This window comes from Jiangella ureilytica, assembly GCF_004348545.1.
In the GTDB taxonomy this organism is placed as follows: Bacteria; Actinomycetota; Actinomycetes; order Jiangellales; family Jiangellaceae; genus Jiangella; species Jiangella ureilytica.
In genome coordinates this window covers 26,506-44,114 of record NZ_SMKL01000022.1, presented here as the reverse complement: position 1 = coordinate 44,114, position 17,609 = coordinate 26,506, and the positions used below count along the sequence as shown (strand labels likewise).

Annotated in this window: 20 protein-coding genes; 10 read left to right on the top strand and 10 right to left on the bottom strand. The window is 72.8% G+C overall.

Annotated elements, in window-relative coordinates:
- Positions 1-5: 5 nt before the first annotated feature.
- From bagB to E1212_RS11920, 5 genes are all read right to left on the bottom strand, one after another.
- A complete protein-coding gene (gene bagB, locus E1212_RS29980; protein ID WP_203416774.1) occupies positions 6-1,163 on the bottom strand; it encodes an ArsA family ATPase in 1,158 nt (385 codons plus the stop codon).
- Complete coding sequence (gene bagA / locus E1212_RS29975) at positions 1,160-2,137, bottom strand: ATPase BagA (RefSeq protein WP_203416773.1); 978 nt, start codon at positions 2,135-2,137, stop codon at positions 1,160-1,162. Before bagA ends, bagB begins: the two co-directional genes overlap by 4 nt.
- Positions 2,138-2,271: 134 nt before the next feature.
- Positions 2,272-3,087, bottom strand: coding sequence for a phosphatase PAP2 family protein (locus E1212_RS11930; RefSeq protein ID WP_203416772.1), 816 nt, complete (start codon positions 3,085-3,087; stop codon positions 2,272-2,274).
- A 39-nt stretch (positions 3,088-3,126) separates the two neighbouring features.
- Entirely contained in the window at positions 3,127-4,776 is a 1,650-nt protein-coding gene (locus E1212_RS11925) for an ABC transporter permease (protein ID WP_131982616.1), read from the bottom strand.
- Positions 4,773-5,699, bottom strand: a complete 927-nt coding sequence (locus tag E1212_RS11920) for an ABC transporter ATP-binding protein (RefSeq protein ID WP_131982614.1) — start codon at positions 5,697-5,699, stop codon at positions 4,773-4,775. The genes E1212_RS11925 and E1212_RS11920 overlap by 4 nt, the downstream gene beginning before the upstream one ends.
- An 87-nt stretch (positions 5,700-5,786) precedes the next feature.
- On the opposite strand from E1212_RS11920, the gene E1212_RS11915 reads away from it, so the two are divergent.
- Positions 5,787-6,311: a GbsR/MarR family transcriptional regulator gene (locus E1212_RS11915; protein ID WP_131982612.1), complete on the top strand. Its 525-nt coding sequence runs from the start codon at positions 5,787-5,789 to the stop codon at positions 6,309-6,311.
- Here the strand turns inward: E1212_RS11915 and E1212_RS11910 are convergent.
- A complete protein-coding gene (locus E1212_RS11910) occupies positions 6,268-7,101 on the bottom strand; it encodes a DMT family transporter (protein ID WP_131982610.1) in 834 nt (277 codons plus the stop codon). The two genes, E1212_RS11915 and E1212_RS11910, sit on opposite strands and share 44 nt — an antisense overlap.
- A gap of 209 nt (positions 7,102-7,310) precedes the next feature.
- Here E1212_RS11910 and E1212_RS11905 point away from each other — a divergent pair, with 209 nt between their 5' ends.
- Positions 7,311-7,808, top strand: coding sequence for a GbsR/MarR family transcriptional regulator (locus E1212_RS11905; protein ID WP_131982608.1), 498 nt, complete (start codon positions 7,311-7,313; stop codon positions 7,806-7,808).
- 39 nt (positions 7,809-7,847) lie between these two features.
- On the opposite strand, the gene E1212_RS11900 is transcribed toward E1212_RS11905, so the two are convergent.
- Genes E1212_RS11900 through pdhA form a run of 3 tightly spaced genes read right to left on the bottom strand, consistent with a single transcriptional unit; the run spans position 7,848 to position 11,262 of the window.
- On the bottom strand, positions 7,848-9,071 hold the full coding sequence (locus E1212_RS11900) for a dihydrolipoamide acetyltransferase family protein (RefSeq protein ID WP_131982704.1): 1,224 nt from the start codon (positions 9,069-9,071) through the stop codon (positions 7,848-7,850).
- 59 nt (positions 9,072-9,130) lie between these two features.
- Complete coding sequence (locus E1212_RS11895; RefSeq protein ID WP_131982606.1) at positions 9,131-10,141, bottom strand: alpha-ketoacid dehydrogenase subunit beta; 1,011 nt, start codon at positions 10,139-10,141, stop codon at positions 9,131-9,133.
- Entirely contained in the window at positions 10,138-11,262 is a 1,125-nt protein-coding gene (pdhA, locus tag E1212_RS11890; protein WP_131982604.1) for a pyruvate dehydrogenase (acetyl-transferring) E1 component subunit alpha, read from the bottom strand. Before pdhA ends, E1212_RS11895 begins: the two co-directional genes overlap by 4 nt.
- Before the next feature lie 113 nt (positions 11,263-11,375).
- On the opposite strand from pdhA, the gene E1212_RS11885 reads away from it, so the two are divergent.
- The 5 genes from E1212_RS11885 to E1212_RS11865 are packed head-to-tail and all read left to right on the top strand — an operon-like array spanning position 11,376 to position 13,989.
- Positions 11,376-11,888, top strand: coding sequence for an Lrp/AsnC family transcriptional regulator (locus E1212_RS11885; RefSeq protein WP_203416771.1), 513 nt, complete (start codon positions 11,376-11,378; stop codon positions 11,886-11,888).
- 25 nt (positions 11,889-11,913) lie between these two features.
- Positions 11,914-12,072, top strand: coding sequence for a Sp36 family protein (locus E1212_RS11880; protein WP_119659507.1), 159 nt, complete (start codon positions 11,914-11,916; stop codon positions 12,070-12,072).
- The gene (locus tag E1212_RS11875; RefSeq protein ID WP_131982600.1) at positions 12,069-12,533 is read left to right on the top strand and encodes a RidA family protein; all 465 of its coding nucleotides are present in this window, start codon (positions 12,069-12,071) and stop codon (positions 12,531-12,533) included. Before E1212_RS11880 ends, E1212_RS11875 begins: the two co-directional genes overlap by 4 nt.
- An 11-nt stretch (positions 12,534-12,544) precedes the next feature.
- On the top strand, positions 12,545-13,231 hold the full coding sequence (locus E1212_RS11870; protein WP_131982598.1) for an NUDIX hydrolase: 687 nt from the start codon (positions 12,545-12,547) through the stop codon (positions 13,229-13,231).
- A gap of 56 nt (positions 13,232-13,287) precedes the next feature.
- Positions 13,288-13,989 (top strand): MBL fold metallo-hydrolase, encoded by a 702-nt coding sequence (locus E1212_RS11865; protein ID WP_131982702.1) that lies wholly within the window; start codon positions 13,288-13,290, stop codon positions 13,987-13,989.
- 7 nt (positions 13,990-13,996) lie between these two features.
- On the opposite strand, the gene E1212_RS11860 is transcribed toward E1212_RS11865, so the two are convergent.
- Positions 13,997-14,674, bottom strand: coding sequence for a Crp/Fnr family transcriptional regulator (locus E1212_RS11860; RefSeq protein ID WP_238992323.1), 678 nt, complete (start codon positions 14,672-14,674; stop codon positions 13,997-13,999).
- 360 nt (positions 14,675-15,034) lie between these two features.
- Here E1212_RS11860 and nth point away from each other — a divergent pair, with 360 nt between their 5' ends.
- Genes nth through E1212_RS11845 form a run of 3 tightly spaced genes read left to right on the top strand, consistent with a single transcriptional unit; the run spans position 15,035 to position 17,603 of the window.
- On the top strand, positions 15,035-15,739 hold the full coding sequence (nth, locus tag E1212_RS11855; protein WP_131982698.1) for an endonuclease III: 705 nt from the start codon (positions 15,035-15,037) through the stop codon (positions 15,737-15,739).
- A complete protein-coding gene (locus E1212_RS11850; RefSeq protein WP_131982596.1) occupies positions 15,736-16,413 on the top strand; it encodes an NUDIX hydrolase in 678 nt (225 codons plus the stop codon). Before nth ends, E1212_RS11850 begins: the two co-directional genes overlap by 4 nt.
- On the top strand, positions 16,410-17,603 hold the full coding sequence (locus E1212_RS11845) for a MarP family serine protease (protein ID WP_131982594.1): 1,194 nt from the start codon (positions 16,410-16,412) through the stop codon (positions 17,601-17,603). The genes E1212_RS11850 and E1212_RS11845 overlap by 4 nt, the downstream gene beginning before the upstream one ends.
- Positions 17,604-17,609 lie beyond the last annotated feature (6 nt).

Here is a 17,609-nt window from a genome sequence, read left to right as displayed (position 1 = left end):
AGCCGTCAGCCGGCGTCGAAGAGGGCGCCGATCTGGCGCAGGCCGTCGAGGTCGTGGACGTCGCCGGCGAGGGCCGGGATGCGCGTCACGGGCACGTCGGGGTGCGTCGTGCTGAACCGCTCGCCGATGCGCTCGTCGCGGGTCGCCAGCTTGAGCCGGTCGGCGTGCAGGCGCAGCAGGGCCGCCGTCAGCACATGGTCCTCGTCGGACGCCGACTCCAGCCGTTCGGCCGCGGCCACCGCCTGCTCCGCGCCGATGCCGGCCGCCCCCGACGCGTGCACCCGGTTGAGCAGCAGCCCGGCCAGCGGCATGGCGTCGCGGGAGAGCCGGTCGACGAAATAGGAGGCCTCGCGCAGGGCGTCGTGCTCAGGTGCTGCGACCACGATGAACGCCGTCTCGGGGCGCTTCAGCAGCGCATAAGTCTGCTCGGCCCGTTCGCGGAAGCCGCCGAACATGGTGTCGAGCGCGTTGACGAAGGTCGAGACGTCCTTGAGCAACTCGCCGCCGAGGATCTTGGTGAGAGTCGACGTCACGACGTTGAAGCCGGCGTGCAGCACCTTGAGGTAGGTGCGCCCGCCCGCCCGGGCCGTCCCGCCGAGCAACCGGATCAGGCGCCCGTCAAGGAAGGAGCCGAGCCGCTCCGGGGCGTCGAGGAAGTCCAGCGCCGACCGCGACGGCGGAGTGTCGACGACGATGAGGTCCCAGTCGGGCCGGGCGCGCAGCTGTCCGAGCTTCTCCATGGCCATGTACTCCTGCGTCCCGGCGAAGGACGAGGAGAGCGCCTGGTAGAAGGGGTTGGCCCGGATCTGCCTGGCCCGCTCGGGCGTGGTGTGTTCCTCGACCACCTCGTCGAAGGTCCGCTTCATGTCCAGCATCATCGCGTCGAGGCTGCCGCCGGCCTCGCCGTCGACGCCCTTGACGGCGCGCGGGGTGTTGTCGAGCTCGGACAGTCCCATGGACTGCGCCAGCCGCCGGGCCGGGTCGATGGTCAGCACGACGGCCTTGCGGCCCCGCTCGGCCGCCCGTAGCGCGATGGCCGCCGCCGTCGTCGTCTTGCCGACGCCGCCGGAGCCGCAGGTGACGACGATGCGGATCCGGCGGTCGTCGATGAGGCGGTCGACGTCGAAGTGCGGCGGCCGGGCCGCCCGAGGTCCTGGGTTCACACGGCACCCTGCTCGGCCAGGGCGTCGGCAAGCTCGTAGAGCGCGGTCGGATCGATGCCGTCGGCGATGCGGGGCAGCTCGTAGACCGGCCGGCCGAGGTCGTCGACCAGCGCGCGCTGGGTCTTCTCGAGCGCCGTGCGCTCGGCGTGGTCGGCGGCCTCGCGGGTGAGCAGGGCGACGACGGCGTCGGTGGCGGGCAGCCCGGCGGCGCGCAGGCCGGCCAGCACCGCCTCGTGGTCGAGCCGGCCCCGCCGGGCCGCGGGCAACGACCGCGCGGCGAGGTGTGGCGGCCGGACCTGGTTGACGACCACGGCGCCCACCGGGATGTGCGCGGCCTGCAGGTCGGCGACGGCGTCGGCGGTCTCTTGCACGGGCATGTCCTCGAGCAGCGTGACCACGTGCACGGCCGTGCGGGGGCTGTGGATGAGGTCGGTGATGGAATTGGCCTGCCGGTTGATGGGACCGACCCGGGCCAGCGACGACACCGACGTGGTGACGTCGAGGAAGCGGACCACCCGGCCGGTGGGCGGCGCGTCGAGGACGACGGCGTCGTAGGTGTGGTGGTCGGCGGTGCGCCGCCGGGTGGCCTCGTAGGCCTTGCCGGTCAGCAGGACGTCGCGCAGCCCGGGGGCGATGGTGGTGGCGAAGTCGACGAAGCCGAGCTTGTCGAGCGCCCGCCCGGCCCGGCCGAGCCGGTAGAACATGGCGAGGTACTCGTGCATGGCTTCGCGTGCATCGATGGCCAGTGCGTACACCTCGCCACCGCCCGGCGCCGAGGCCACCCGGCGCTCCTCGTAGCTCAGCGGCGGGACGTCGAACAGCTGGGCCAGGCCCTGCCGCTCCTCGACCTCGGCGACCAGCACGCGACGGCCCCCGGCCGCCAGCGCCATGGCGAGCGCGCCGGCCACCGTCGTCTTGCCGGTGCCGCCCTTGCCCGTGACGACGTGCAGCCGCACGCCCTCCCAGTCGCCCATGAACCGTGCCCCTACTCGAACCTCGTGTCATGCAAGGATACGAAACGCACCCTGGTCGACGTCCGGATGGACCGAAACCTCAGGGAGACGTTCCGGCCCCCATCGGCCGTCGGTTCGCATGACCCTCGTGAGGCCTACGGAACCGCCGCTACGTGCTGCGTGAAGGCGCGGACCGAACGGCCGTGCAGCAGCCGCTGCAGGGCGAACCCGGCGGCCAGCGTGGCCCAGCCACCGACGGCGTCGAGCACGTAATGGTTGGCGGTGGCGGTGATGACCAGCACGGTGGCCAGCGGGTACAGCACGCCCAGCACCTTCACCCAGTGCCGGCGGGCGAACATGACGATGGCGATGCCGCACCACATGGACCAGCCGGCGTGCATCGAGGGCATGGCGGCGTACTGGTTGGACAGGTTCTGCAGGTCGCCCGACGTCAGCGCGCCCACGGTCTCGTGCAGGGCGACGGTGTCGTAGAACAGCCCGGAGGGCAGCAGCCGCGGCGGCGCCAGCGGGAACAGGTAGTAGCCGAACAGCGCCAGCGCGGTGGTGACCGCCAGCACCGTCCGAGCGGCCCTGTAGCGGCCCGGATGCCTGAGGAACAGCCAGACCAGCACCGCGCCGGTGACCACGAAGTGCAGGAACACGTAGAAGTAGTTGATGGTGACGGTCAGCCACTCGACGGCGTGCACGGTGTGGTTGAGCCACAGCTCGAAGTCGATGTTGAGGCTCTGCTCGGCAGTCCAGACCTGCACGCTGTTGGCCATGGCGCGGGCCTGGTCGTCGGGCACGCTGTTGCGGATCAGCGAGTAGATGCCGTAGACGGCGGCGAGGATGACCATCTCGACGATGAGGACGGGGCGCCGCGGCGTGCGGACGCGCCGTAGTGCCCACCGGATGTAGTCGGACGGGGTGTGCGGAGCGACCGGCGCAGGAGCCTGCGCCGGTTCGTCCACGACTGACGGATGTGCCACCTGGCTCCCCCAGCTACCGGTTCAGGTCGTCGTCATGTCACGCCGGCGGAAGCCGAGCAGACCGATCCCGAAGAGGGCGACCGCTAGCACAACCATTATGACAACCGCTACCGTCCCGAGGTCTCCTCCTGGAAGAGGAGAAGCGGCCTGGAAGGGCGAGATCTTCGTCACCCAGCCGGGGAACTGGAAGAAGCCGCCCAGCACGCCCACCACCACACCGTAGGTCAGCACCACCCAGGACAGATGCACCAGCTGCGGCGCCAGGCCGACCAGCGCGACGGCGACGGCGATCACCAGCCAGATGCCCGGCAGGTGCGCCACGGCGGCGCCCAGCAGCGTGCCGAACACGCTCGCGTCGTCCAGCGCGAGCGACGCCGTCAGCGCCAGGCTCAGCCCGCCGGCCAGCATGAGCAGCAGGCTGCCGCCCACCGCGACCGCGAGATGGCTACCTGCGAACCGGACCCGCGACACCGCCGTCGCCAGCACCGGCTCGCCCCGGCCGGACGTCTCCTCGCTGCGCAGCCGCAGCACCGCTGTCAGCCCGTAGGCGGCCGCGAGCAGCGCCATCATGAGCACGACGATGGCCATGAAGCCGTCGATCAGGGTGCCGGAGTCGCCCAGCATGTCCTGCAGCGTCGAGTTGTCCGAGACGAACTCCTCGATCGACGACGCCAGGCTGCCGTAGGCGAGACCGAACACCACCAGGCCGACACCCCAGCCGATGAGGCCGCCGCGCTGCAGCCGCAGGGCCAGCCCGAACGGCGTTGAGAGCCCGGCGCGGCCCCGCGGACTACCGGGACGCGGCGGGACCAGCCCGGCGCCGACGTCGCGGCGGCTGGTCGTGGCGAACGCCAGGGCGACCAGCACCACCGTCAGACCCACCGCGAGCAGCAGTGGCCACCAGCGGTCGTCGACGTAGACCCGGGTGCGCTGGGCCCAGCCGATGGGCGACATCCAGGACAGCGCCGCGTTGCCGACATCGCCGATGGCACGCAGCGCGAACGCCACGCCCACGGCGGCCGCGCCGATCCCCGTCGCCGCCCGAGCGTGCTCGGTGACCTGCGCGGCCAGCGCACCGACACCGGTGAAGACGAGGCCGACGGAGGCCACGGCGGCGCCGAACAGCAGCGAGCTCGACGCGGACAGCTCGGCCAGCGTGGCCGGCATCAGCACCGCGAGCAGCAACCCGATCAGCAGGTTCGCGCCGGCGACGACGACGAATGCCGCGGTCGTGGGGGCGTGCCGGCCCAGGACGCCGGCGCGCAGCAGCTCGGTACGGCCGGTCTCCTCTTCGGCGCGGGTGTGCCGGACCATGAGCAGCACGCTCATCAGGGCGACGGCGATGGCGACGAAGCCGAGCAGCTCGTTCGCCGTCATGGCGCCGAAGGTGTAGTCGTCGGTGCCGTAGGCGGGGCCGGTCAGAGCGACGGTGGCCGGGTTGTCCAGCAGCGCGGCCCGGGCCTGCCGGTCGGCCGCCGTCGGGTAGGTCTCGGGGAACGCCGGCAGGCTGCCGACGACCGAGAGGACGATGGCGCCGATCCAGATGGGCAGCCGGACGCGGTCGCGGCGCAGGACGAAGCGGATCATCGTGCCGGTGCCGGTCAGCGTGCTCCCGCCGGACCTCGCGGCGGCGTGATGGCCGGGCCGCGGGCCGGCGGTCGCGACGCTCACGACGAGGCCCCTGCCTCGGCCACGGCCTCCTCGGCGGCGAGCTCGTCGCCGTAGTGGCGCATGAACAGTTCCTCGAGCGTCGGCGGCTGGCTGGTGAGCGTCTGGATGCCGAACTGTGTGAGGTGCTTCATGGCGCCGTCGAGCTGGGCGGTGTCGACGCTGAACCGCACCCGCCGGCCCTCGGCGTCGAGATCGTGAATGCCGGGCAGCCGCTCCAGCCCGGTGGCCGGCTGCTCGGTCTCGGCCGCGATGGCGGTGCGGGTGAGGTGGCGCAGCTCGCTCAGCGTCCCGGCCTCGACGATCGTGCCGGCCCGGATGATGCTGACGCGGTCGCACAGCTTCTCGACCTCGGTCAGGATGTGGCTGGACAGCAGCACGGTCTTGCCGTCGTCCTTCCACTCGTCGATGACCTCGTTGAACACGGCCTCCATCAACGGGTCGAGGCCGGAGGTCGGCTCGTCGAGGATGAGCAGCTCGACGTCGGAGGCCAGTGCCGCGACCAGCGCCACCTTCTGCCGGTTGCCCTTCGAGTAGGTGCGGCCCTTCTTCGCCGGGTCGAGGTCGAACCGCTCGAGCAGCTCCTGGCGGCGCTTCTCGTCCAGCCCGCCGCGCAGCCGGCCGAGCAGGTCGATCGCCTCGCCGCCGGTGAGGTTGGGCCACAGGTTGACGTCACCGGGGACGTAGGCGAGCCGGCGGTGCAGGGCGACGGCGTCGTTCCAGGGATCGCCGCCGAGCAGCCGCGCGGTGCCGGAGTCGGCCCGCAGCAGCCCCAGCAGGACCCGGATCGTCGTCGACTTGCCGGCCCCGTTGGGGCCGAGGAACCCGTGGACCTCGCCGGTGGAGACCTTCAGGTCCAGGCCGTCGAGGGCGCGGACCGGTCCGAAGGTCTTGACGACGCCGGCGACGTCGATCGCAGTGGTCATGCTCGCGACACTACACACTCTTCACATTTTTGTGAATTGCTTAAAGTCCGTTATGGTCGAGAACATCGTGATGGGGGTGGGAGGACCGTGACCGACGCCGCCGCCGAGCAGGCCCGCAGCCGGTTCGTCGAGCAGTTCGCCGTGCTCCTGAACGACGCCGGCCTGCAGCGCATGCCGGCCCGGGTGTTCGCCTACGTCCTGGCCTCCGACGCCGAGACGCATACGGCGGCCGAGCTCGCCGCGGGCCTGCGAGTGAGCCCGGCGGCCATCTCCGGCGCCGTACGAGTGCTGACCGGCATCGGCATGCTGGTCAAGGACCGCGTGCCGGGCGACCGCGCCGACCACTACCGTCTGTACAGCGACGACGTCTGGGCGACGATCATCGGCCGGCAGGAGCCGATGTTCAGGCGCGTCGACCAGCTGTTCGCCGAGGGCCAGACGCTGCTGCCGCACGACCGCGCCGGGTACCGGCGCATCCACGAGACGCGCGAGTTCTACCGGTTCGTGTCAGCGCAGCTCGAGGTCGCCGCCGCCCGGTGGCGCGCGCATCGGGCCGCGTTGGTGGAGCTCAGGTCGGAACCGGTACGCGCTCGCGTCGCGCCGGGCGGGTGACCGCAGCCCGGCTGCCGCGCGCCAGCAGCACGACGCCGGCCGCGGCGGTCAGCGCGGCGGCCACGGACAGCGTCACCTCGGCCGGGCCGCCGGAGAACCGCTCGCCGAGCAGCCCGATGCCGATGGCCGACGCCGTCACGGGATTGACGATGGTGGCGGTGGCCAGCGGGGCACCGAGGCCGCCGCGATAGGCGCGGCGCGAGAGCAGCAGCCCCGTGGCCGCCAGCACCAGCACGACGGCGCTGGCGGGCTGCAGGACGGCGGCGGTGCCGGTGTCGGTGACCCGGATGGTCACCGTCTGGGTCAGCGCCGACGAGACGCCGAAGGTCGTGCCGGCGGCCAGCGCGAACAGCAGGCTGCGGCGCACCGGCCGCAGCGGCAGCCGCGAGGCGCCGACGACGGCCACGGCGATGAGGGAGACGACGGCGAGGGTGAGGAGGAGGATCTGCGTGGAGCTCAGCTCGCTGCGTGGCCGCGTCGGCGCGGCCAGCAGCAACAGGGCGGCGAGCCCGGCCATGCTGAGCGCCATGCCGGCCCACTCGAGCCGGCTGACCCGGCGGCGCGTGACGGCCCACGAGAGGATCAGCGCGAACGCCAGGCTGAGCACTCCCAGCGGCTGCACCAGCGTGAGCGGGCCGAAGTGCAGGGCGCACACGTGCAGGCCCGACGCGGCGATGGTCAGCGCGGTCGGGTACCACCAGCGGAGCTGCGCGACCATGCCGAGGGCGGCCAGTGCGTGCAGGCCGGCGGCGCCGGCGGCGAACGCGACCGCCAGGCCCGTGCTGCTCACCGCGCGTCCTCCGATCCGATGCCGGTCGGGCGCGGTATGACCGCGGCGCCCCAGGCTCCACCGAGAATACTGCTTCGTCGAGAAGCCGGTGGCTCACCGGGGCGCGCGGTCTCGGGCACCCCCGCCTGGGTGCCAACCTAGTCGCCGTTCACAAAATTGTGAACTGGATAAAACGTATGATGGTGCTCACAGTGAAAGGGGACGGCCACATGACGGCTCCGGCCACCGGTCCGGACGACGACGCGTTGCTGCGGTTCGTGGAGCAGTTCGCCCTCGTCCTCACCGAGTCCGGGCTGCCCCGGATGCCGGCCCGGGTGTTCGCCTACGTGCTGGCCGAGGACGCGGAGCGCTACACCGCCGCGGAGCTCGCCGAAGGCCTGCGGGTGAGCCCCGCCGCCATCTCCGGCGCCGTCCGCACGCTGGTGCAGGCGGGCCTGCTGGCGCGCGAGCGCGAGCCCGGGTCGCGCGCCGACCACTACCGCATCTACGACGACGACGTGTGGGCGCACATCATCATGCAGCGCGAGCCCCTGCTGCGCCGCTACAGCGCCGTGCTCAGCGACGGCATCGCCAAGCTGCCGCCCGGGCGGGGCGCCCACCGGCTCGTCGAGACGCTCGACTACATGGAGTTCATGCGCGCCGAGCTGCCGCTCATGATCGAGCGCTGGCGCAAGCACCGCGCCGAACACCCCCTTCATCAGGACTGACGTCAGACCTCGGGGTCGGCGACAAGGCCTTCTGACCCCTCAGAGGTCGAGCAGTAGCCCCAGTGGCCGCTCGACGCAGTCGGCCACGTAGCGCAGGAACCCGCCGGCGACGCCGCCGTCGCACACCCGGTGGTCGAAGGTCAGCGAGAGCTGCGTCACCTTGCGCACGGCCAGCTGCCCGTCGACGACCCACGGCTTGTCGACGATGCGCCCGACGCCCAGCAGCGCCGCCTCGGGATGGTTGACGATCGGCGTGGAGCCGTCGACCCCGAACACACCGTAGTTGTTCAGCGTGAACGTGCCGCCGGTGAGCTGCTCCGGGGTCAGCGCGCCGGCCCGGGCCGCCTCGGTGAGCCGGGCCAGCTCGGCCGCGAGCTCGGCGGTGCTGAGCCGGTCGGCCTCGTGGACGACGGGGACGACGAGCCCGCGCTCGGTCTGGGCGGCGAAGCCGAGGCCGACGTGGCCGTGGCGGACGAGGACGAGGTCGTCGCCGTCGTGCTCCACCGACGCGTTGAGCTCGGGGAACCGGGTCAGCGCGGCGACGCTGATGCGGCCGAGCAGCGCCAGCAGCCCGACGCCGAGGGCCTCGCGCGCCTCCATCAGTCCGGTGGCGTCGACGTCGACCCAGGTCGTCGCATCCGGGATCTCGCGCCGGCTCCGGGCCGACTTCTCTGCGATGGCCCTGCGAATTCCGTGGAGGGTCTGTCTGCTTTGCACCGACGGCGTTGGGTGCGACTCCCGCTGTGGTCGTGCCGGGGGGCCGTTCGGGGAGCGCTCGGCCGCCGCCGCCGGGGCCGCTTCGACGTCGCGCCGCAGGATGACGCCGTCAGGCCCCGAGCCGCTGAGCACCCGGACGTCGACGCCGCGGTCGCGTGCCAGCCGGCGGACCACCGGCGATAGCACCCGCGGCGCACTACCGCCGGCCGCCACCACGGTCCGGCTGCGCGAGCGCCGTCGCATCGTCGCGTTCTCGGTGCCGTAGCCGACGAGGACCGCCCCTGACCCCGTCGCCGCCGGTTCGGCTGTGGCGCCGGCGACGGTGATGAGCGGCGCGCCGACGGCGACCATCGTGCCTGGCGCGCCGTGCAGCCTCGTCACCCGGCCGGCATGCGGGCAGGGCACCTCGACCGTCGCCTTGGCGGTCTCGACGTCGACCACCACGTCGTCGACACCGACCTCGTCGCCCTCGGCGACCCGCCACGCGACGATCTCGGCCTCCGTCAGGCCCTCACCGAGGTCGGGAAGAACGAAGGTGCGCTCCACCGGCTGTTCCCCGTCCTCGACGGAGGAGCGTGTCTCGGCCGCGGGGATCGGGTAGTCCGTCACGTCGCCTGCTCCGGCACCAGGAAGCGCGGGTCGGGCACGTCGTCCCACTGCAGCCGGTCGACGGTGTCGAGCACGCGGTCGACGCCGGGCAGGTGGTACTTCTCCAGCACCGGTGGGGGGTACGGCACGTCCCAGCCGGTGACGCGGAGCACGGGCGCCCACAGCGAGTGGAAGCAGCGCTCCTGCACGCGGGCGGCGATCTCGGCGGACACGCCGGCGAACCCGGTGGCCTCGGCGACCACGACGCAGCGGCCGGTCTTGCGCACCGACTCGGCCACGGCCGAGTCGTCGAACGGGACCAGCGTGCGCAGGTCGACGACCTCGAGCGAGCGTCCGTCCTCCGCCGCCGCGGCGGCCGCCTCGAGCGCCACCGGGACGGCCGGGCCGTAGGCGACCAGCGTCGCGTCGGTGCCCTCGCGCCGTACCTCGGCGGTCCCGAACGGCGCCGTCGTCACCGGCAGCGACACCTCGTCCTTGGCCCAGTAGAGCTTCTTGGCCTCCATGAACACGACCGGGTCGGGGTCGGCGATCGCCTCGCGCAGCAGCGAGTAGGCGTCGGCCACCGTCGCCGGCGTGACGACCTTGAGGCCGGGCGTGTGTGCGTAGTACGCCTCGGAGGAGTCCGAGTGGTGCTCGACGCCGCCGATGCCGCCCGCGTACGGCACGCGGATGACCATGGGCAGGTTGACGGCGCCGCGGGTGCGGTTGCGCATCTTGGCGACATGCGACGCGATCTGCTCGAACGCCGGGTAGGCGAACGCGTCGAACTGCATCTCGACCACCGGCCGGAAGCCGTTCATCGCCATGCCGACGGCCATGCCGACGATGCCGGCCTCGGCCAGCGGCGTGTCGAAGCAGCGGTCGCCGAACTCCGCCGCCAGGCCGTCGGTGACCCGGAAGACCCCGCCCAGCGCGCCGACGTCCTCGCCGAACATCAGCACGGTGTCGTCCTCGCGCATCGCGTCGCGCAGCGCCGCGTTGAGGGCCTTGCCAATGCTCAGCGTCATCGGGCGAGCTCCTCGGCCAGCCACCCGGCCTGCTCGCGCAGTTGCGGCGTCGGCGCGGCGTAGACGTGGGCGAACAGGTCGGCGGGGTCGCCAGAGGGCTCCTCGCCCAGCCGGGCGCGGACGTCGGCGGCGTACGCCTCCGCCGCCTCGCGCGCCGCGCTCACGTCGTCGTCGGTCAGCTCGCCCTGCGACCGCAGGTACGCCTCGAGCCGTGCGATCGGGTCGCGCCGCTTCCACGTCTCGACCTCGTCGTGGTCGCGGTAGCGGGCGTCGTCGTCGGCATTCGTGTGCGGCTCGATCCGGTAGGTGTGGGCCTCGACGAGGACGGGGCCGCCGCCGGCCCGCGCGGACTCGACGGCCTCGGTGAGCACGGCCAGGACGGCGAGCGGGTCGTTGCCGTCGACGCGCTCGCCGCGAACGCCGTAGCCGGCGCCCTTGTGCGCCAGCGACGGCGCCGCCGTCTGCCGGGACAGCGGGACGGAGATGGCGTATCCGTTGTTCTGCACGAGGAAGACGACCGGCGCGTGGAAGACGGCGGCGAAGTTCAGTGCCTCGTGGAAGTCGCCCTCGCTGGTGCCGCCGTCGCCGATGAGCACCAGCGCGACGGTGTCCTCGCCGCGCCGCCGGGCGGCGTAGGCGACGCCGACGGCGTGCGGGGCGTGCGTGGCCAGCGGCGTGCACTGGGGCGCGGTGCGGGTGGCCATGGGGTCGTAGCCGCAGTGCCAGCTGCCGCGCAGCAGCGTCAGCGCGTCGGCCGCGTCGATGCCGCGAGCGGCCAGCGCCATGGTGTCGCGGTAGGTCGGGAACAGCCAGTCGGCTTCGCGCAGCGCCAGCACGGCGCCGATCTGGCAGGCCTCCTGGCCACGGCTGGACGGGTAGACCGCGAGGCGGCCCTGTTTCGTCAGCGCCGTGGCCTGGGCGTCGAACCTGCGGCCGAGCACCATGGCGGCGTAGGCGCGGCGCAGCAGTTCCGGCGCCGGCCGCTCGTACCGGCCGTGGGCGTCGCCCGGCGCGGGGCCGCCGTCGTCGTCGAGGAACCGGATCGGTTCGGCCGACGGCAGCAGGTCGGCGTCGGCGGGCAGCGTGGCGGGAGGCATCCGGTGCTCGGCCTGCGTGGTCATGGGTCAGTCACCTCTGTCGGCAGGCGGACGCTGTATCCCTGAATGGTGCCCCTGTGAGATGGTCATCTCCAGATCCGGCAGAAATCGAGGACAGCTGGTAGTCAGGAGGCGCGATGAGCGACCAGATGTCTCAGAGTGACCGCGGTCACACCTGGAATACCGGCCGATCGTCCGCGCGCGACCTCGACGACGTCGACCGCCGCATCCTCGCCGAGCTGGTCGAGCAGGGCCGGCTGTCCATCCGCCAGCTGGCCGAACGGGTGCACGTGTCGCGTGCCAACGCCTACGCGCGGGTCGACCGCCTGCTCGCCGACGGCGTCATCACCGGGTTCGCCGCACAGGTCAACCCGGAGCGGGCGGGCCTCGCGACCAGCGCCTACGTCATGCTGTCGATCCAGCAGAACGCCTGGCGCGAGGTGGCGGCGGCGCTCGGCTCCCTGCCCTACGTCGAGCACTTCGCCCTGGTCGGCGGCGACTTCGACGTGCTGGCGCTGGTCCGCGCTCCCAACAACAGCGAGCTGCGCCACGTCGTGCTCGAGCACATCCAGGACGTGCCCGGAGTGCTGAGCACCCGCACCTGGCTGGTCTTCGACGAGCATCCTGGCCAGGGGTCGCGCTGGGCCTGACCCCCCGCCCAGTAGGCTCGCGCCCATGGCCAAGTGGGAGTACGCGACCGCGCCCGTGCTGGTGCACGCGACCAAGCAGATCCTGGACAACTGGGGCGAGGACGGCTGGGAGCTGGTCCAGATCGTGCCCGGCATGAACCCCGAGAACGTCGTTGCCTACTTCAAGCGGGAGAAGCCCGAATGACGGGGACTCCGGAGGAGCGGCTGACCGCGCTGGGCCTGAGCGTGCCCGACGTCGTCAAGCCGGTCGCCGCCTACGTGCCGGCCGTGCGCAGCGGCTCGTTCGTGTTCACCGCCGGCCAGGTGCCGGTCCGGGGCGGCGAGCTCATCCATAAGGGCAAGGTCGGCGCCGACGTCACGCCCGAGCAGGCGTACGAGTGTGCCCAGCAGTGTGCCCTCAACGCGCTGGCCGCCATCCGCGCCGAGGTGGGCGACCTGTCCGCCGTCACCCGCGTGGTGAAGCTGCTCGGCTTCGTGGCGTCGACGGTGGACTTCACCGGCCAGCCGCAGGTGATCAACGGTGCCAGTGACCTGCTCGGCAAGGTCTTCGGCGACGCCGGGCAGCACGCCCGCAGCGCCGTCGGCGTCCCGGTGCTGCCGCTCGACGCGCCGGTCGAGGTCGAGATGATCGTCGAGGTCGGCTGAGGTCCGTTCGAGTGAACGACGGCCGACGGCGGGCGCTGCCGGGTCCGCTCGCGGAGCGGGCCCGGGCGTTCCTGGCCGGCGGGCTGCCGGTCGTGGCGCCACGGCCGGCGTCGACGGTCGCACTCCTGCGCCCGGCGGGCTCGGGGGACGGCGTCGAGGTGTACGTCCACGTCCGGCACACCGGCATGGCGTTCGCCGGCGGCATGGTCGCCTTCCCCGGCGGAAAGGTCGACCCGGTCGACGGCGCCGATCCCGCGGAGGCGTTCGTGCGTACGGCCATCCGCGAGACGCACGAGGAGACCGGCGTGCTGCTGACGCCCGGCGACCTCGTTCCGTGGGCGCACTGGATCACGCCACGGTTCGAGGAGCGCCGCTACGACACCTGGTTCTACCTGGCGGGACTGCCGCACGGCCAGGAGGCGGCCGATGTCTCCGGCGAGGCGTCCGAGGTCGGGTGGGTGCGGCCGGCCGACGTGCTGGAGCGGGCCGCGCGCGGCGAGGTGGTCATGCTGCCGCCGACGGCGGTGGTGTTGACGTCGCTGCTCCCGTTCGCGACGGTGGCCGAGGCGCTCGCCGCGGGCGACGGCCGGCCCATCGAGACCGTCGTGCCCGGCTGGCTCGACGACGGCGCCGAGGTCTGGGGGCTGCTGCCCGACGACCCCGAGTATCCCGGCGACGACCCGGGAGAGCAGCCGTGACCGGCGTGGTCCTGCCGGAGTGGTGCCGGCTGGTGCTGGCGGACAACCCCGGCCCCATGACGCTCGACGGCACGAACACCTATGTGCTGCGGACGGGCGACGGGATCGTCGTCATCGATCCCGGGCCGTGGCTCGAGGAGCACCTCGACGCGGTCCTGTCGCTGGGGTCGGTCTCGCTCGCGCTGATCACGCACCACCACGCCGACCATTGCGGCGGCATCGAGCTGTTCCGCGAGCTCACCGGCGGCGCGCCCGTGCTGGCCCGCGACCCGGCCGCCAGCGGCGCCGACGCCGAGCTGCCCGCCCACGGCGAGCGGCTGGACGACCTCGGCCTGCTGGTGCTGGACACGCCGGGTCACACCGCGGACTCGGTCTCGTTCGTCGCCGACGACGGCGAGTCCGTGCTGCTGTTCACCGGCGACACGGTGCTCGGCCGGGGTACCACCATCGTGTCGCACCCCGACGGCGATCTCGCCGCCTACCTCGCGTCGCTGGAGCTGTTGCGCACGGCCGTACCGCGCGGGGCGCTGTTGCTGCCGGGCCACGGCCCCACGCACGCCGACGCCGTCGCCGTCGTCGATCAGTACCTCGCCCACCGGCGGCAGCGGATCGAGCAGGTGCGGGCCGCGCTCGACGGCGGGGCACGGACCGCCCGCGACGTCGTCGAGGTCGTCTACGCCGACGTCGACCGCGCGCTCTGGCCGGCCGCTGAGCGCACCGTCGAGGCGACGCTGGCCTATCTGCGTGCGACGGGCTGAGCCGGCGTCAGCGGGCGCGGCGGCGCAGGCGGTCGACGTCGAGGACGACGACGGAGCGCTGCTCGAGCCGCAGCCAGCCGCGCGACACGAAGTCGGCCAGCGCCTTGTTCACCGTCTCGCGCGACGCGCCGACCAGCTGGGCCAGCTCTTCCTGCGTGAGGTCGTGGACGACGCGCATGCCCTCTTCGGACGGCACGCCGAAGCGCTGGGAGAGGTCGAGCAGCTGCTTGGCCACCCGGCCCGGCACGTCGGAGAAGACGAGGTCGGTCTGGATGTCGTTGGACCGGCGCAGCCGCGACGCCAGCTGCAGCAGCAGGCCGCGGGCCACCTCGGGCCGCCCGGTGAGCCAGGGGGTGAGGTCGGCGTGGCTGAGGCTCCACAGCGTCGTGTCGGTGACCGCCGTGGCCGTCGCCGAGCGCGGGCCGGGGTCGAACAGCGACAGCTCGCCGAACATCTGGCCGGGACCGAGCAGCGCCAGCAGGTTCTCGCGTCCGTCGGGTGCGGTGCGGCCGAGCTTGATCTTGCCCTCGGTGACGACATAGACGCGGTCGCCCTCGTCGCCTTCGCGGAAGAGCGTCTCGCCGCGGCTCAGGTGCACCTCGGTCATCGACGCGCGCAGCGCGCCGGCGGCCTCGTCGTCGAGTTCGCGGAACAGAAGTGCGCTCCGTAGAGCGTCGTCAGACACTGCCAGATCCTCCTTGCCGTCGAGCCACGCGCGGTCAACCGTCCGGTGTTTCGCGTCACGTCGGCCGCGACCTATTGTGCCTGCGGCCCATCATGGCTCACCATGCACCCCTACGACTGCGAATCGCCCCGCGGGACCCGCACGGATGCACGCCGAGTCCTCGGGCGACTGCGAATCGCCCCGCGGGACCCGCACGGATGCACGCCGAGTCCTCGGGCGACTGCGAATCGCCCCGCGGGACCCGCACGGATGCACGCCGAGTCCTCGGGCGGATCGGATTCACTCATCGAACACCGGCGGCGGGTCGCCTCTTCCGCGACTCGGACTGTCGGCGCGGGAACGTAGAGTGAAGTGGTGTCGATGGCCGCTACCGAGTCCAAGCTCGCCCTCACGCGGCGGGCGCGCAAGATCAACCGTGAGCTCGACGCCACCTATCCCGACGCGCACTGCGAGCTCGACTTCACCAGTCCGTTCGAGCTGCTGATCGCCACGGTGCTGTCCGCACAGACCACCGACGTTCGGGTCAACGGCGTCACGCCCACGCTGTTCGCGCGCTACCCCGACGCCGTCGCGCTGGCGGCCGCCGAGCGCGACGACGTCGAGAAGATCATCCAGCCCACCGGCTTCTTCCGAGCCAAGACGCAGTCCATCCTGGGGCTGTCGCAGGCCATCGTCGAGCGGTTCGGCGGCGAGGTCCCCGGCACGCTGAAAGATCTCGTCACGCTGCCCGGCGTGGGGCGCAAGACCGCCAACGTCGTGCTCGGCAACGCGTTCGGCGTCCCCGGCATCACGGTCGACACCCACTTCGGCCGGCTGGTCCGCCGGTTCGGCTGGACCAGCCAGACCGATCCGGACAAGGTCGAGGCCGAGATCGGCGCGCTGTTCCCCAAGAGCGAGTGGACCATGCTCTCGCACCGGGTCATCTGGCACGGGCGCCGACGATGTCACGCCCGGCGGCCGGCCTGCGGGGCCTGCCCGCTGGCCCGGCTGTGCCCGTCGTTCGGCGAGGGCCCCACCGATCCCAAGGTCGCCGCCAAGCTGGTCCGCGAAGGACCGCGTGCATGACCACTCCCGCCGGCCCGCGGCTGCCCGACTGGCTGCGGCGCATCGCCGACGCCGCGGCCGGCGAGTGGGCCAAGCAGGCCGGCCAGTGGGGACCGCCCGACGACACCGCGCGCGAGTCCGCCGTCCTGCTGCTGTTCGGCGAGACCGACGGTGAGCCCGACGTCCTGCTCATCGAACGGGCGGCGGGCCTGCGCAACCACGCCGGCCAGGCCGCGTTCCCCGGTGGCGGCGCCGACCCCGGCGACGGCGGCCCGGTCGGAACGGCGCTGCGCGAGTGCGCCGAAGAGACCGGCGTCGACCCCGCCGGCGTCGAGATCGTCGCCACGCTGCCGCCGTTGTGGGTCTCGGTCTCGAACTACGCCGTCACGCCCGTGCTGGCCTGGTGGCGCGAGCCGTGCGAGGTCCGCGTGGTCGACCCCGCCGAGGTCGCGTCGGTGCACCGGGTGCCGGTCAGCGAGCTCACCGACCCCGCCAACCGCCTGCAGCTGCGCTACCCGTCGGGCCACGAAGGGCCGGCCTTCCGGGCCAGCGGCCTGCTCATCTGGGGGTTCACGGCGGGCGTTCTGTCCACTTTGTTCGATGCTGCCGGAATCGCCGAGCCGTGGGATCGTACTCTCGTCGAGCCCATGCCTACGGGGGCGGGCCTGAGCCGTGAAGGTCGAGGTGGGTCGTGACGCTGGGCTTGAACGCCGTCGACCTCATCATCATCATTCTTGCGGTGGTCGTCGGCTACACCGGCTGGACCCACGGCTTCGTCGTCGGCCTCCTGTCCTTCGTCGGGTTCGTCGGCGGCGCGGCCGCCGGGCTGCTGCTGGTGCCGCTGGTGCTCGGCAGCTTCGACCCGGGCCTCGGGGTGTCGGTGCTGGCGGTCCTGCTGGTGCTCGGCGTGGCGTCCATCGGGCAGGGCGTGCTGGCGTGGGCCGGCGGCTGGGTGCGGTCCAAGGTGTCGTCGCAGCCGGCCAAGAAGTTCGACGCCGCGGGCGGTGCCATCCTGGGGGTGGCCGGCCTGCTGCTGGCCGCGTGGGCGGTCGGGCTGGCCATCTCCACCGCCGCCGTCCCGTACGCCTCGCCGGGCGTGCGCGAGTCGCGGCTGCTCGACCTCGTCGACCAAGCGGTGCCCATCTCGCCCGACAGCCTGCGCGACGCCTTCGAGGACGTCGTGGCGGCCGGCGGCTTCCCGCAGGTCGTCGTGCCGTGGGCGTCCGAGCCCATCGTCGACGTCGGCCCGCCCGGCAGCCTGCTGCGCCGCGACCCCGAGGTCCGCACGGCCGCGAACAGCGTCGTCCAGATCACCGGCCAGGCCGACGCCTGCGAGCGGGTCATCACCGGCAGCGGCTTCGTCGTGGCCGCCGAGCGCATCATGACCAACGCCCATGTCGTGGCCGGCGTCCGCGAGCCCGTCATCACCTTCCCCGACGGCGACCCGCTCGCCGCCACCGTGGTCGCCTTCGACCCCGAGACCGACCTCGCCGTCCTCGCCGTGCCCGGCCTCACGCTGCCGCAGCTCACGCTGACGCCCGACAACCCCGCCAACGGCGACGAGGCCGCCGTCATCGGCTACCCGAACAACGGCCCGCTGCGCAGCGAAGAGGTCCGCGTCCGCGACGTCCACCAGCTCATCGGCCACGACATCTACGACGAGAACACCATCACCCGCGACGTCGTGTCGCTGCGCGGCAGCATCCGGCCGGGCAACTCCGGCGGGCCGCTCATCTCCCCGGACGGCACCGTCCTGGGGGTCGTGTTCGCCGCGTCGCTCACCGACCCCGACACCGGCTACGCACTGGCGCCGAGCGAGTTCACCGAGCTCGCAGCCGGCGCCGCCGAGGCGACCGAACCGGTTCCGACCGGCTCCTGCACCTGAGTCCGC